At 51.0% G+C, this 13,907-nt stretch carries 15 protein-coding genes; 9 read left to right on the top strand and 6 right to left on the bottom strand.

Going from position 1 to position 13,907, the window contains the following annotated elements:
* Nucleotides 1-68 precede the first annotated feature (68 nt).
* From dusB to L4C36_RS13925, 3 genes are all read left to right on the top strand, one after another.
* Entirely contained in the window at nt 69-1,034 is a 966-nt protein-coding gene (gene dusB, locus L4C36_RS13935; protein ID WP_428478405.1) for a tRNA dihydrouridine synthase DusB, read from the top strand.
* Between the two features lie 22 nt (nt 1,035-1,056).
* Nucleotides 1,057-1,353 carry a DNA-binding transcriptional regulator Fis gene (gene fis / locus L4C36_RS13930; RefSeq protein WP_005372656.1) on the top strand — a complete coding sequence of 99 codons (297 nt, stop codon included), beginning with the start codon at nt 1,057-1,059 and terminating at the stop codon, nt 1,351-1,353.
* Nucleotides 1,354-1,523: 170 nt separating this feature from the next.
* Nucleotides 1,524-2,060, top strand: a complete 537-nt coding sequence (locus tag L4C36_RS13925) for a fasciclin domain-containing protein (RefSeq protein ID WP_428478442.1) — start codon at nt 1,524-1,526, stop codon at nt 2,058-2,060.
* A 117-nt stretch (nt 2,061-2,177) separates the two neighbouring features.
* Here L4C36_RS13925 and ppnP read toward each other — a convergent pair whose 3' ends face one another.
* Both ppnP and zntR read right to left on the bottom strand, forming a co-directional pair.
* Nucleotides 2,178-2,459: a pyrimidine/purine nucleoside phosphorylase gene (gene ppnP / locus L4C36_RS13920; RefSeq protein ID WP_428478404.1), complete on the bottom strand. Its 282-nt coding sequence runs from the start codon at nt 2,457-2,459 to the stop codon at nt 2,178-2,180.
* A 101-nt stretch (nt 2,460-2,560) separates the two neighbouring features.
* Nucleotides 2,561-3,022 (bottom strand): Zn(2+)-responsive transcriptional regulator, encoded by a 462-nt coding sequence (zntR, locus tag L4C36_RS13915; RefSeq protein WP_428478403.1) that lies wholly within the window; start codon nt 3,020-3,022, stop codon nt 2,561-2,563.
* Between the two features lie 215 nt (nt 3,023-3,237).
* Here zntR and purH point away from each other — a divergent pair, with 215 nt between their 5' ends.
* Together purH and purD are read left to right on the top strand one after the other, a co-directional pair.
* Nucleotides 3,238-4,830 (top strand): bifunctional phosphoribosylaminoimidazolecarboxamide formyltransferase/IMP cyclohydrolase, encoded by a 1,593-nt coding sequence (gene purH / locus L4C36_RS13910; RefSeq protein ID WP_428478402.1) that lies wholly within the window; start codon nt 3,238-3,240, stop codon nt 4,828-4,830.
* Between the two features lie 208 nt (nt 4,831-5,038).
* The gene (gene purD, locus L4C36_RS13905; protein WP_428478441.1) at nt 5,039-6,328 is read left to right on the top strand and encodes a phosphoribosylamine--glycine ligase; all 1,290 of its coding nucleotides are present in this window, start codon (nt 5,039-5,041) and stop codon (nt 6,326-6,328) included.
* 93 nt (nt 6,329-6,421) lie between these two features.
* On the opposite strand, the gene L4C36_RS13900 is transcribed toward purD, so the two are convergent.
* Together L4C36_RS13900 and hupA are read right to left on the bottom strand one after the other, a co-directional pair.
* A complete protein-coding gene (locus L4C36_RS13900; protein WP_428478401.1) occupies nt 6,422-7,129 on the bottom strand; it encodes a DUF1481 domain-containing protein in 708 nt (235 codons plus the stop codon).
* A gap of 40 nt (nt 7,130-7,169) precedes the next feature.
* The gene (gene hupA, locus L4C36_RS13895; protein ID WP_428478400.1) at nt 7,170-7,442 is read right to left on the bottom strand and encodes a nucleoid-associated protein HU-alpha; all 273 of its coding nucleotides are present in this window, start codon (nt 7,440-7,442) and stop codon (nt 7,170-7,172) included.
* 227 nt (nt 7,443-7,669) lie between these two features.
* On the opposite strand from hupA, the gene L4C36_RS13890 reads away from it, so the two are divergent.
* Nucleotides 7,670-8,722: a CNNM domain-containing protein gene (locus L4C36_RS13890; RefSeq protein ID WP_428478399.1), complete on the top strand. Its 1,053-nt coding sequence runs from the start codon at nt 7,670-7,672 to the stop codon at nt 8,720-8,722.
* A gap of 72 nt (nt 8,723-8,794) precedes the next feature.
* Here L4C36_RS13890 and brnQ read toward each other — a convergent pair whose 3' ends face one another.
* Together brnQ and L4C36_RS13880 are read right to left on the bottom strand one after the other, a co-directional pair.
* Nucleotides 8,795-10,120 carry a branched-chain amino acid transport system II carrier protein gene (brnQ, locus tag L4C36_RS13885; protein ID WP_428478398.1) on the bottom strand — a complete coding sequence of 442 codons (1,326 nt, stop codon included), beginning with the start codon at nt 10,118-10,120 and terminating at the stop codon, nt 8,795-8,797.
* 535 nt (nt 10,121-10,655) lie between these two features.
* Entirely contained in the window at nt 10,656-11,243 is a 588-nt protein-coding gene (locus L4C36_RS13880) for a YjaG family protein (protein ID WP_428478397.1), read from the bottom strand.
* Between the two features lie 83 nt (nt 11,244-11,326).
* Here L4C36_RS13880 and L4C36_RS13875 point away from each other — a divergent pair, with 83 nt between their 5' ends.
* The 3 genes from L4C36_RS13875 (at nt 11,327) to L4C36_RS13865 (ending at nt 13,797) form a co-directional block, all read left to right on the top strand.
* Nucleotides 11,327-12,238, top strand: coding sequence for a D-2-hydroxyacid dehydrogenase (locus L4C36_RS13875; RefSeq protein WP_428478396.1), 912 nt, complete (start codon nt 11,327-11,329; stop codon nt 12,236-12,238).
* Between the two features lie 94 nt (nt 12,239-12,332).
* Nucleotides 12,333-12,917 carry a uracil-DNA glycosylase family protein gene (locus L4C36_RS13870; RefSeq protein ID WP_428478395.1) on the top strand — a complete coding sequence of 195 codons (585 nt, stop codon included), beginning with the start codon at nt 12,333-12,335 and terminating at the stop codon, nt 12,915-12,917.
* Nucleotides 12,918-13,065: 148 nt separating this feature from the next.
* Nucleotides 13,066-13,797 (top strand): hypothetical protein, encoded by a 732-nt coding sequence (locus L4C36_RS13865; RefSeq protein WP_428478394.1) that lies wholly within the window; start codon nt 13,066-13,068, stop codon nt 13,795-13,797.
* Nucleotides 13,798-13,907 lie beyond the last annotated feature (110 nt).

The raw sequence follows: 13,907 nt of genomic DNA, 5'->3' as shown, positions 1-13,907 counted from the left end.
TGGCCTTTTCAGAATGCGAAAAAATGCGTAAAATGCGCGCCCTTACTGGCATAGTCAGGAACAGACGTTTGAAGATCGGTCCTTATCAACTTAAAAACCAGCTGATAGTCGCGCCCATGGCAGGTGTGACCGATCGGCCATTTCGTGAACTATGTCTTCGCTTCGGCGCAGGCATGGCTGTGAGCGAGATGATGTCGTCCAATCCAGACCTGTGGAAAACTGCCAAGTCCCAGAACCGTATGGTGCATGAAGGCGAGTCTGGGATCCGCTCGGTACAAATTGCCGGCGCAGATCCTAAACTGATGGCCGAAGCGGCACAATTCAGCGTTGAAAACGGTGCGCAAATCATCGATATCAACATGGGTTGCCCTGCGAAAAAGGTCAACAAACGCTTAGCAGGGTCTGCCCTGCTGCAGCATCCGCATTTGGTCGAAGAGATCCTTCGTACCGTGGTGGATGCCGTTGATGTACCTGTCACGCTGAAAACGCGTACCGGTTGGGATCTGGATAACCGAAACTGCGTTGATATTGCCAAGTTAGCCGAACAATGTGGCATTCAGGCGCTCGCTCTGCACGGCAGAACGAAAGCGTGTATGTACAAAGGTGAGGCAGAATACGATTACATCAAGACAGTGAAAGAAGCGATCTCGATTCCGGTGATTGCGAACGGTGATATCGACTCGCCGGAAAAGGCACGCTTTGTACTGGATTACACCGGTGCCGATGCCTTGATGATTGGCCGACCTGCGCAAGGAAGGCCGTGGATTTTCCAGGAAATCCACCATTATTTAACAACAGGCGAACACCTCCCTGCGCCGTCTATGACCGAAGTGGGAGGCATTATGCTGGGCCATGTTCAGGAGCTTCATCGTTTCTATGGTGAGTTCCTCGGTTTGCGTATCGCACGTAAGCATGTGTCTTGGTACTTGAAAGAGCATGCCCCAGCAGGTGAGTTCCGCCAAACCTTCAACGCTATCGAGAATGCCCAACAGCAACTTGATGCGCTGCAAGGCTACTTCGAAAACGTTGCATAAATACGAGAAGAGCTAACAGAATATGTTCGAACAAAATCTGACTTCCGAAGCATTAACAGTAACAACTGTCACTTCACAAGACCAAATTACACAGAAGCCACTTCGTGACTCTGTAAAGGCGTCGCTAAAAAACTACCTGGCTCAGTTAAACGGTCAGGAAGTCGATGATCTGTACGAGCTAGTGCTAGCTGAAGTTGAGCAGCCACTACTGGACACCATCATGCAGTACACTCGCGGTAACCAAACGCGCGCTGCAACCATGATGGGTATCAACCGTGGTACACTTCGCAAGAAGCTAAAGAAATACGGCATGAACTAAGCCTTGCTTAGTGCTGTCGACAACAAAAAGGCCTGCATTCTGTGTAGGCCTTTTTGTTTGTCTCAATCTCAAGACGCCTCCTCATCACGAGTGAACCATACTGCCTATCTGAACGTATTCTCTCTTGGTTAGCTTACACAGCTCCCTCCTACACACAGAAGAGGTAATCCCTGATGAATCGGATGTTACGTGCTATTTCACTCTCTCTCACCGCCCTCCTGCTTGCCGCAACCCCATTGGCTTGGGCGGACCACCATGGCGACAGCAAAAGTAGCAAAGCTGCACAAGCCGAAAAAAATCTCGTTCAGGTCGCGGCGAACAATGATGACTTTCAAACGCTGGTCATGGCGATTAAAGCCGCGGACTTGGTGGAGGTCCTGGAAGGTAAAGGCCCTTATACGGTGCTCGCACCGACTGATGAGGCGTTTGCCAAGCTTCCTGAAGGCACCTTGGCTGCCCTGCTAAAGCCTGAGAACAAAGAGAAGCTACAAGCGATTTTGACTTACCACGTACTACCAGGGGCGATTTCCTCAGAAGAAGTGACCAAACTGAAACTGCCCGTCACCGTGCAAGGCGATCCGGTCACCATTACCGAAACCGATGACAAAGTGATGATCAACGACGCGAGTGTGATCACCGCCGATATCCCTGCCAGCAACGGCATCATTCATGTGATTGATACGGTACTCATCCCACCGCAGTCATAAGCATGGATAACCTCTCGGGGGCGCGATCACAAGAGGCCCCCGATAAAAACGCAGACATAAAAAAAGCTTCGCCAGTGCGAAGCTTTTTTATGTTCAACGTCAGCATGCGTTGCATGATTACAAGTAATCACACAGGTACGCCGTCGGCTCTGAGACTTTCAAGTCAAACGACGAATCGCCCGGGACTTCAAAGTCATCACCCGCATAGTAGGTTTCCCATTCAATGTGGCCTGGCAGTTTGACTGTCAATGCCCCTTTCACTACCGTCATGCGCTCCGGAGCGGCCGTACCAAAGGTGTATTCACCTGGGGCCATTACACCGACACTGGCACGATCACCGGAGGTTTCAAAGCCCAGCGATTTCACCTGACCATCGAAGTATTCGTTCACTTTTAACATGACTTTCCCTATCAATAACAATCTAATAGCTTGAAGCTATCACAACTCGCCCATGTGCCCAATAGAATTTATAGCAAAACAGCGCCTCACGCACGCCGTGCTCACGAGTGGGAATGCCCTCGGCAACAACCGGAGGCTGAACGTACTGCATCCACGCTATCCTCTTCCCCCAGCGCCCCTAAAATCGAACAATGGCTGGCATTATCGTCGGCATGGCCACAGCACGCATCGTTGACTTTTTTGAGTGCACGGCGGATCCGTTTCAGCTCCGCGATTTTACTGTCGACGGCATCTAACTTGGCCTGAGTAATGGCTTTCACCTCGGCACAGCTGTGTTGGCAGGCTTCTAACTGGATATCCAACAACTCACGGATCTCTTCCAAGCTCAGGCCCACTGCCTTCGCTCGCAAGATAAACCGGATACGAGATAGATCGTCTTCACTGTACAAGCGGTAGCCGCTGTCACTGCGCCCTGACGGCACTAATAGGCCGTTCTTCTCATAAAAGCGTAAGGTGTCACTGCTGACCTCACAGCGCTTGGCCAGCTGCCCAATCAAATACATCGTAAGCCCTTTCTATTACGGATGACACAACGCCAAAAAGCAAACGTTTGCGCAACACGAGAATTAATGTAAAATATGCCACGTTGATCACAAGGATCCATCTAGCAAAGGCATGCCCTGTATCGTTGAGTTTAACCGAGGGTATTTACCAAAAGCCAGCACCCCACGCGATGGCTTTTGGCAAATATTCCCCGTGTATATAAGAGATGGTAGCAATGGAAAACGCTCGTTCTATCCGCCGTGCGCTCATTAGCGTGTCAGACAAAACCGGTATTGTTGAATTTGCTCAAGCACTTGCTGAACGTGGTGTCGATATCCTCTCGACGGGCGGTACAGCCAAACTGCTCGCCGAGCAAGGTATTGCGGTCACCGAAGTATCCGATCACACAGGCTTCCCTGAGATGATGGATGGCCGCGTGAAAACCTTGCACCCGATGATTCACGGGGGCGTGCTAGGCCGCCGCGGTACTGACGATGCCGTTATGGCCGAGCACGGTATTGCACCCATCGACATGGTCGTGGTGAACCTGTACCCATTCGCAGCCACCGTTGCCAACCCGAACAGTACACTGGAAGATGCGGTAGAAAACATCGATATCGGTGGCCCAACCATGGTGCGCTCTGCGGCGAAAAACCACAAAGATGTCACCATCGTGGTTAACGCGCACGACTACGATCGCGTCCTGACCGAAATGGCCGCCCATGACGGTTCTTTAACCCACGCCACCCGCTTTGATTTGGCCATTGCCGCGTTTGAACACACGGCCGCTTACGATGGCATGATCGCGAACTACTTCGGCACCATGGTGCCGTCTTACGGCGACAACAAAGAAGGCGACGAGGCATCAAAATTCCCGCGCACCTTCAACCAGCAGTTTGAGAAAAAACAAGACATGCGTTATGGCGAGAACAGCCATCAAGCCGCCGCTTTCTACGTGGAAGCGAACCCGGAAGAAGCGTCTGTCTCTACCGCGCGTCAAATTCAAGGTAAAGCCCTGTCTTACAACAATATCGCCGATACCGATGCCGCCCTTGAGTGCGTGAAAGAGTTCGACGAGCCGACCTGTGTGATCGTGAAACACGCTAACCCGTGTGGTGTCGCTCTGGGGAAAGACATTCTGGAAGCCTACAACCGTGCTTACCAGACCGATCCAACGTCAGCGTTTGGCGGCATCATTGCGTTCAACCGTGAACTAGATGCGGCAACGGCCACCGCCATTGTTGAGCGTCAGTTCGTGGAAGTGATCATCGCACCGAAAGTCTCTGCTGAAGCGATTGCCGTGATTGCGGCGAAGAAGAACGTACGCCTGCTAGAGTGTGGCGAATGGAGCAGCAAGACAACGGGCTTTGATGTGAAGCGCGTCAACGGCGGCCTACTGGTACAAGACCGCGACCAAGGCATGGTGACGCAGGATGACTTGAAAGTCGTCTCTCAACGCCAACCGACCGACGAAGAGCTAAAAGATGCGCTGTTCTGCTGGAAAGTAGCGAAGTACGTGAAATCGAACGCGATCGTTTACTCAAAAGGTGACATGACGATCGGTGTGGGCGCGGGTCAAATGAGCCGCGTGTACTCAGCGAAAATTGCGGGCATTAAAGCCGCAGACGAAGGCTTGCAAGTGGAAGGCTGCGTGATGGCCTCTGATGCCTTCTTCCCGTTCCGTGACGGTATTGATGCGGCAGCAGAAGCCGGTATCAAGTGTGTGATCCAGCCAGGTGGCTCAATGCGTGATGACGAAGTGATTGCTGCTGCCGACGAACACGGCATGGCGATGATCTTTACGGGCATGCGTCATTTCCGCCACTGATCCTCTCGTCATCTAGATGAGTACCGACTTTTTCGTAAGTCACTAAACAATTAAGGACATCGCTCTTTTCTGTGTAAAAGAGCGATTTTAGCCATTAAATGCAACGCCATTTTTTCGAGGTCAAGGAACGCACGCGGAGCTTATGGACATAAGTGAGCATGGGTGACGCAGAGATCGGAGAAAGGGCGCAGCAGTGAAGGATAAAATGATGAATGTATTAATCATTGGCGCTGGCGGTCGTGAACATGCACTGGGTTGGAAAGCCGCACAAAACCCGAACGTAGACACTATCTTCATCGCACCGGGCAACGCCGGTACCGCGCTGGAACCCAAGCTAGAAAACGTCAACATCGACGTGGAAGACATTGCTGCGTTGGTGGCCTTTGCTCAAGAGAAACAGATTGAGCTGACCATTGTCGGCCCAGAAGCGCCACTGGTCATTGGTGTGGTCGATGCATTCCGTGAAGCTGGCTTACCGATTTTCGGCCCAACTCAAGCCGCCGCACAACTGGAAGGCTCCAAAGCCTTCACCAAAGATTTCTTGGCGCGTCACCAAATCCCAACCGGTGCCTACGCAAACTTCACCGAAATCGAACCTGCGCTTGCCTACGTGCGTGAACAAGGTGCACCGATTGTGGTGAAAGCCGATGGCTTAGCCGCCGGTAAAGGCGTGATTGTGGCGATGACGCTGGAAGAAGCAGAATCCGCAATTAAAGACATGCTGGCGGACAATATGTTTGGTGATGCCGGCAGCCGCGTGGTGATTGAAGAATTCCTTGATGGCGAAGAAGCCAGCTTCATCGTCATGGTCGATGGCGAAAACGTATTGCCTATGGCCACCAGCCAAGATCACAAACGTGTCGGCGACAAAGACACCGGCCCGAATACCGGTGGCATGGGTGCGTATTCACCAGCCCCTGTCGTGACACCTGAGATCCACAACCGCATCATGGAAGAAGTGATTTACCCGACCGTGCGCGGCATGGCGGCAGAAGGCAACCCGTACACCGGTTTCCTTTACGCGGGGTTGATGATTGACGCTGACGGCACGCCGAAAGTGATTGAGTACAACTGCCGCTTTGGCGATCCGGAAACCCAGCCGATCATGATGCGTATGGCGTCGGACTTGGTTGAGCTGTGTTTGGCGGCGATTGACGGCAAGCTGGACAGCGTGGAATCTAAGTGGGACCCACGTGCATCGATTGGTATCGTGCTGGCCGCCGGGGGTTACCCTGCCGCGTACAACAAAGGCGATGTGATCAGTGGCTTACCACAGCAAGAAGTGGACGGCGAGAAAGTCTTCCATGCTGGCACCGCGAACCAGAGTGGCGATGTCGTCACCAATGGTGGCCGTGTCCTGTGTGCGACAGCACTGGGGAATACGGTTTCTGAGGCGCAGCAGCGTGCCTACGCGCTGGCAACACAGATCCGCTGGGATGGCATGTTCCACCGCAATGACATCGGCTACCGTGCCATTGCACGTGAACAAAACAGCTAATCACTCGCGGATGAAAAAGGCGCGGTAAAAACCACCCGTCCTCAAAACAAAAAATGCGCCCAATGGCGCATTTTTTGTGTCTAACAGACAGTCTTAACCATCCAATAAAGCCGGCGCACTCAGGCACTGCGACGCAGCATCATTGAAAATCAACAACTGTTGCGCACTCAGTGCATCACGCTTCACGTCCCCGACTACCGCCATGTAACCCGATTGCTGGATCGGTTCAAACTGCTGACGCACATGATCCGGCAAGGCTGGCGTAAAGGTCACGGATAGGGCGGTTTCTTTGCCACACGGGTAGAAGTGTCCTTGCTGCCAATGGCCTTGGACCAAGCTCTGGCCTTGGCGACGCTGCTGCTTCACCACCTCCACGCCCTGTTGGGCATCTTTGGTCAGCTCATACAGCTGGGTATTGGTCAGGGGGATGCGTTCATCACCGAGGGTGTAACGTTGAAAGACCGCACGGCCTTGGGTGTCGTAACGCACCGTTAAGGAAAACGGTTTCAGTTGCTGCTCGTCGAATTGTTCGCCTTCACGTTGCAACTCACGAAGCTCGCCAGCACGCCAACGGTAATCAGACTGGTAGTGGCCCTGATCGCCCGTCGTCACATAATCAGCGAGACGAACCGGACGGTTCTGCTGTGAGGTATACCAATACACGGCAGTTTGATCGCCAAGGGTTTCGCCCCCTGTGTGAGTCAAAACAGGCGTCAGACTATTTTCAGGAACGGTAACCGTCGGGCTGGAGGCGCATCCCGCCAGAAGCGAGAGGGAGAGAAAAAGAAAGAGAGGTTTCATCGAAAAACTCCGCCAGATAAGAGACCTGGCGGAGTATAGATTATTTCACTGAGTCTTTCAGTGCTTTACCAGCAACGAATGCAGGAACGTTCGCCGCCGAAATCTGAATTTCCTGACCCGTTTGTGGGTTACGGCCAGTACGTGCAGCACGGTGGTTCACTTTAAAAGTACCAAAGCCAATTAGTTGAACCTGGTCACCTTCCTTCAGCGCAGCCGTGATGCCGTCTAGAGTTGACTCTAGGGCAACTTTTGCTTGAGCTTTAGAAAGATCTGCTTTTTCAGCGATCAGGTCAATCAGTTGGGTCTTGTTCATTAGGTTTCCCTTCTAAGGTTTTTTCTTAAGACGCATCAACTCTAATTCAAAAGAAGCCCGTGTGGCAAAGGTTTGTCAGCTATCCTGTGGTTAGGTGGGGAGTCTTTAACCATAAAGTGAGCGCAAGTTCACAAAATGTTACGAAGGTGAAAGATGAAATAGTTGTATTTATTCACTCCTGCACCGATTAATATAGGCATCTCCGTTAGTAATTAACCAAGGTAACCATGATACTCCTTACGATTTACATCGCTGTCGCGATTGGTGTTTCGTTTATTTGCTCGGTACTTGAGGCCGTACTCCTCAGTATTTCGCCAAGCTACATTGGCACCCTACGCCATCAAGGTCACCCTGCTGCGCCACGTCTGGCTGCTTTGAAAGAAAATATTGACCGTCCTCTTGCCTCCATCCTCACGCTTAATACCGTTGCTCACACTGTCGGTGCAGCTACCGCAGGTGCACAAGCTGCCGTGGTATTCGGTAGTGAGTGGCTAGGGGTCTTCTCGGGCGCACTAACCGTCGGCATTTTGCTGCTGTCTGAGATCATTCCAAAAACCATCGGTGCCACATACTGGCGCCAGCTTGCGCCGCTTAGCGCGACGTTACTGCGTTGGATGGTATTGCTATTGACCCCGTTTGTTTGGGTTTCAGAACAAATTACGCGTCGCCTGTCCCGTGGTCACGAAGCCCCTAAGCTGCGTGATGAGCTATCCGCAATGGCGATGCTAGCGCACGAATCAGGCGAGCTGGCAGAAGGTGAGTCGAAGATCCTGGCGAACCTGCTGCAATTCCGTGATGTGAACGTCACGAAGATCATGACCCCACGCCCGGTGCTGTTCCGTATCGATGCTGAACAGCCAATCAATGAATTCCTGTCACAACACAAAGACAGCCCGTTCTCTCGCCCGTTGATCTACTCCGAGCAAAAAGACAACATCATTGGTTTCGTTCACCGCCTCGAGCTGTTCGCTGAAAGCCAAGCGGGCCGCGGCCAACGTGAACTGGGTGCCCTTATGCGCCCACTGCCAGTGATCATGAACACCTCAAGCGTCCCTAAAGCGTTTGAGCAGCTGATGAAAGAGCGTTCACAGCTGGTATTGGTCGTGGATGAATACGGCACGGTACAAGGTCTGGTCACCATGGAAGATATCTTTGAACACTTGGTGGGTGAAGAGATCGTCGATGAAGCGGATAAAAACACCGACATGCAGCAGTTGGCTTACCAACGCTGGGAAAAGTGGAAGAAAACCCACGGTGTGATTGAGAGCAAAGACGACTAAGCAATAAGCAAAGTATCTGTTTGTTACCGTCAAAAAAAGGGGCCCATCGGCCCCTTTTTGTTTGTCTGTCATTTAGTTTATTGCGTTATTCTTGCATGCCTGTAGGGCACCAACTGACGTTTGACGCCATACACAGCCGACCCAACTCAGGCCTAAGACCACCAGCGTCGGTACCACCCAGCCTGCGTAATACGCATACAACGGTAAGTACTGGCTGAACCACGGTTCAATCCCCGCCGGCATGGCTGCGAGAATATGCAGCGCGTCAATCCCACCAAACACCAAGGCTGTCGCCAATACCGCCAACATCGCCGTACGGTTGAGTTGCTTACGCAACGGGGCAATCAACAGCAGACTGATCGCTATCGGGTGCAATGCGACGACAGCCGGTAAGGTGATCGCCAACAGCTGATCTAACCCGACATTCGCCACCAAGCCAGCAACCAGCATCGTTGCCCATACACTGCGGCGGTACGTCACTGCGGTGAACGTGCGACTGTAAAATTCACTGCCGGCCGTTGTGACACCAATCGCGGTCGTCAAACACGCCAGAATCATCACGGCGCCCAATAACAGCACACCAAACGTGCCAAAATGCGCAATGGTGAACGCGGTAAGAATATCGCCGCCATTGGTAAAGTCCTCACCCAATCCGGCACTGGTCGCCCCGATATAAGCCAACGCCAAATACACCAAGGCCATGGCCACGGCATACATCACGGCGGCCATCAGGGTGTATTTCGCGGTCGCTTTCGGACAGCTGATCCCCATGCTCTGAATGGCTCGGAAAATCACCCAACCAAAGCCGATAGAGCCCAGTGCATCCATGGTCATGTAGCCTTGGGTTAAGCCTTCCGCCAATGCCCCGTTCTGGTACGGCCCTGTCGCCTGTTGAACGGCTTCGCCCGGAAACAGGAAGGCTACCAGTGCCATCGCCGCCAGAATCGCCAGCAGCATGGGTGTCAGCCATTTGCCAAGAGTATCCACCAGCTTGCCCGGATACAGCGAGAACACAATCGCCAGCGCACAAAACAAGGCGGTAAACACGGCCAACCCACTGTCGCCCCAAAACGGCGCTACGCTGAATTGATACGCTACGGTAATAGCACGAGGGATCACAAACGCAGGGCCAATCACAATGAACACCATCACCCAAAAACTGGTCGCAATCGGACGAGGTAGCGCGGCGGTCAGATTATCAGATCCTCGCACCAATGCGACCATCACCAACGCTAACGCGGGTAACCCGACGCCCGTGAGCAAAAAGCCTGTCATACCCGCGGCAAAGTGCTCACCGGCTTGATAGCCTAAGAAGGGGGGGAAGATCAGATTACCGGCCCCCAGGTACATGGCAAAAGTCATGAAGCCTAAGGCGGCGATATTGCGTGTGCTTAACATAGTTATCCTCGCTAGCTGTCGCTTGGAGGAAGAGGCAAGAGGAAAATGTCGGAAGAAAATTTTGCCCTGTCAGCTTCAATCCAAGCTGACAGAAAATCGGTACGGCCTGTCAGCCCTGAATCAGTGTCAGAGAGAGCAGGAGGAGCTGAGTCGTCGCCACAGACGTGCTGTGGGAGATCATGACTGATGGGTGCTTCAAATCATGCATGCTCATTCCTCGCTAACAGGTTAATGGAAGAAAGCGTTGTGCTTTCCCGTTCGTCTACTGTTATAAACGTCCGCCCCCCTTCAACACAAGCGACAAAATAAAATAAGTGTATTGACCGAGGCTCACCGTACAAAACTGGTTGTTTATGCCAAATTAAAACAAAAACTCAGAACTTAGCACTTAACAGGGCGATTACATTCCTGTAAGGGATACGATAAGGGGTTATCATCGCCCTCACCTTGCATCTTGCGATGTGCGTATTTCAGGTATAAAAAAAGAGCCGAGAACGGCTCTTCTTAATCATCAACATCAACCCTATGGGGGTGATTACAATTCAATCCCGATGTTGCTGATTTGATCTTCACGCAACTCTTGGCGAAGACCTTTGATCAGATCAATATCGCGACGTTCCGCTTCTTTCAATGCACGGAAAATCGCCCACTGCATGTCCCACTCGGCACACACCGCTTCATTTTCTTTTTGGTTTTCATTGGTGATTTCAATGCCCGTCTGAGCATACTCAAGATCGGCCACGGTTTCCGCAGACAATGAACTCAGCTTCTCCAGCGTTTCTAGCATCAAATCACGATCCAGCATCGCATGCAGCAAATCTGCCAGCGCCACACACGCATCAACCGCTGGGTTTACCGCATACAAATCGAAATCATCAGTGCTTGGTACCAATTCTTCCAGCTTCTCCAACTGGTTTTCAAAATTGATCTTGGCATTTTTTACCGTCAGGATCTCCCAGATACTGTCCAGGATAGAGCGGTATTTCTGCGCATCAGCAAACTCAGTTTCCTGACAGAAGAATGCGTAATTCGGGTACATTCTTTCACAAAGCGATACCATAAAGGTAAGGTGCTGCCATGGTTCTAATTTTTCTAGACGAAGCTGAACAGGATTCTTTAGCATTAGATTGTCTGCAATAGTGATTTGATCCGGATCTTACTGCGATCCCCCGGCTACTTCAACATATGAAAAAGGGATATAAGAGAATGCATGAGGTAATGATAGTCTCCCGCCAGCAAGCCCTTTACGAGGATTTGCTCCATCAAGCGCAACTGCCTGAATTGAGCCTCACCCACGATCCCCAGCGCGCTTCCATCATTTTAGCGGATCCCCCAGCGATCATCGCGAAACTGGGGCAATTTCCTCGCCTGCGCTGGTTGCAATCGACGTACGCGGGTGTCGACGCCCTCATTCATCCCGCGTTGCGACAAGATTACTGCCTGACCAATATCAAAGGCTGCTTTGGGCCCTTAATCGCGGAATACGTGTTTGGCCAACTCCTGAACCAGACCCGTCATGTCGCCACCTACCACCAGCAACAACAGCAGCAACACTGGCAGCCACAGCCTTATCGGACGATTGCAGGGCAACGCATCGTCATTCTGGGAACAGGCAGTATTGGCAGCCATTTAGCCCGAGTGGCACACGCTTTCGGTATGCAGGTCATCGGCGTCAACCGCACTGGCACAACTGCGGAACCGACGTTTACCCGCTGCTATGCCATCAATGCCTTGCCAGAAGCACTGGCACAGGCTGATGTGGTGGTCTCTGTGCTCCCAGCGACCTCAGCGACACACCACCTGCTCAATGCAAATAGCCTGGCGCATTGTCAGGACGCCATGTTGTTCAACGTAGGACGCGGCAATGCCGTGTGCGAGCAAGGGTTGTTGCAGGCTATCGAGAAGGGGCATATTCACCATGCCTTCTTGGATGTGTTCCAGCAAGAGCCTCTACCTGCCACTCACCCGTTCTGGCGGCATCCACAGATCAGTGTGACCCCGCATATCGCGGCAGAGAGCTTCCCTGAGCAGGTGATGGCCATTTTTGCCGATAACTACCGCCGCTGGCACCAAGGTGAGCCCTTGCTGTATCAAATCGATTTTGCCCGTGGCTATTAAATAGGAGCCAAACGCTCAATGCCGAGCTATTTATACCAATCAACCCATGCCAGCAGTCCATACCAACGTTTCTCATACCTAAAGGATACTGGCGATGACGCAACAACTTGATAACCTACTGGATCAAGTAAGGCGCTGCACGATCTGCGCGGATCATCTCCCACTAGGGCCTCGCCCGGTGATTCAGGCAGCGAGCAGCGCGAAACTGTTGATCATCGGTCAGGCGCCGGGGCTACGGGTGCATGAAAGCGGCATTCCTTGGCATGATCCCAGCGGCGACCGCCTGCGTCGCTGGCTCGACATCGCTCCGGAGACTTTTTATGACCCGTGCCAAATCGCCATCATGCCGATGGGCTTGTGTTATCCGGGCAAAGGCAAATCCGGGGATTTACCGCCTCGGCCAGAGTGTGCTCCGCAATGGCACCCGCATGTGCTGCCTTTGCTGCCACAACTAGGCATGACACTGCTGATCGGTCAGTATGCCCAGCAACGCTACCTGCCCGACCGCCCGAAGACCTTAACGGACACCGTCCGCCAGTGGCGAAATTGGGCACCGCGCTATATCCCGATGCCGCACCCGTCTCCCCGCAATACCTTATGGCTAAAGAAAAACCCGTGGTTTGAAGAAGAAGTAGTGCCGTATATCCGTGAGTATGTCCACCAGCAGTTGAAGATATAGCTCACTTTGAGATAGACGCTCAGACTGACACAGCAAAACAGAAGTAAACGGAAATGGTCTTTTGAGAGGTACTTCCACAAGTTAAAATAATGGCATTGATACAAAGCTGTTATATGAAATCATGTATTCATTTTATGGATACTTATACATGAACATTAAGAACCAATTACATAATGCACCACGAAATCAAATAGACAATGTTGCACAAAACATTGTAAGCCGACTATCTAATCAGGAAATAAAATCTCTAAGCGCTGAAAACATTCTTCGCTTATACGAGGCACTAGCATTAAAGGGGCTAAGAATAGTCTCTACTCGTGATAAAGCAGCAATAAAAAAATTATCCACTTATTCATCATTTTCACTAAAATATTTTAATCAACAATACGCTATTGATAGCGTCAAACAAGGATTTCCTCAATCAAGTATTATACAGAGAAGATTAACGGTTAACCTACTCAACAAGATCTATGCTGCAGAAACTAAGCGCCTTAGTTTTCTAGAGAAGTTAGGCATTGATGGAAAGACGATTGGTAGAGGGCAATTAGGTCAACCAGCCTTTCAAGATGTATCATCACCAAAATATTTAAAGAAGAACTTTGATGATTATTCAACAAAATACTATATAGCTAAGCAATTAGATAAACCACTTAATAAGTTATCTCAAATTACCATTCGTATTAATGCTGCATCTAAGTCAGGTCGTTCTGAAGATGATACCTTAAAATTTGCAGTCGCACTTTATCATGGCATGTATAAAACAATTGTAGGAATTCAGAACAAAGTTAATGATGTCATTAATTGGAAACCTATTGAGGCCGAATTGATAAGCCTAGGTAGAAAAGATGCGGTTGATTATATTAATGAGGTTGTGTCATGAAAATAAAACATTACCTTGCAATATCATTCGTTATTATTTCTTCAATGTGTATTTATATTTATTGGAATCAATATAATTATAGTTATATATTATTAACTAAATGCGATGAC

The organism is Photobacterium japonica (genome assembly GCF_050337005.1).
GTDB lineage: Bacteria > Pseudomonadota > Gammaproteobacteria > Enterobacterales > Vibrionaceae > Photobacterium > Photobacterium japonica.
Note: the sequence above shows the minus strand (reverse complement) of the source record. Positions and strands in the feature narration are given on the sequence as shown.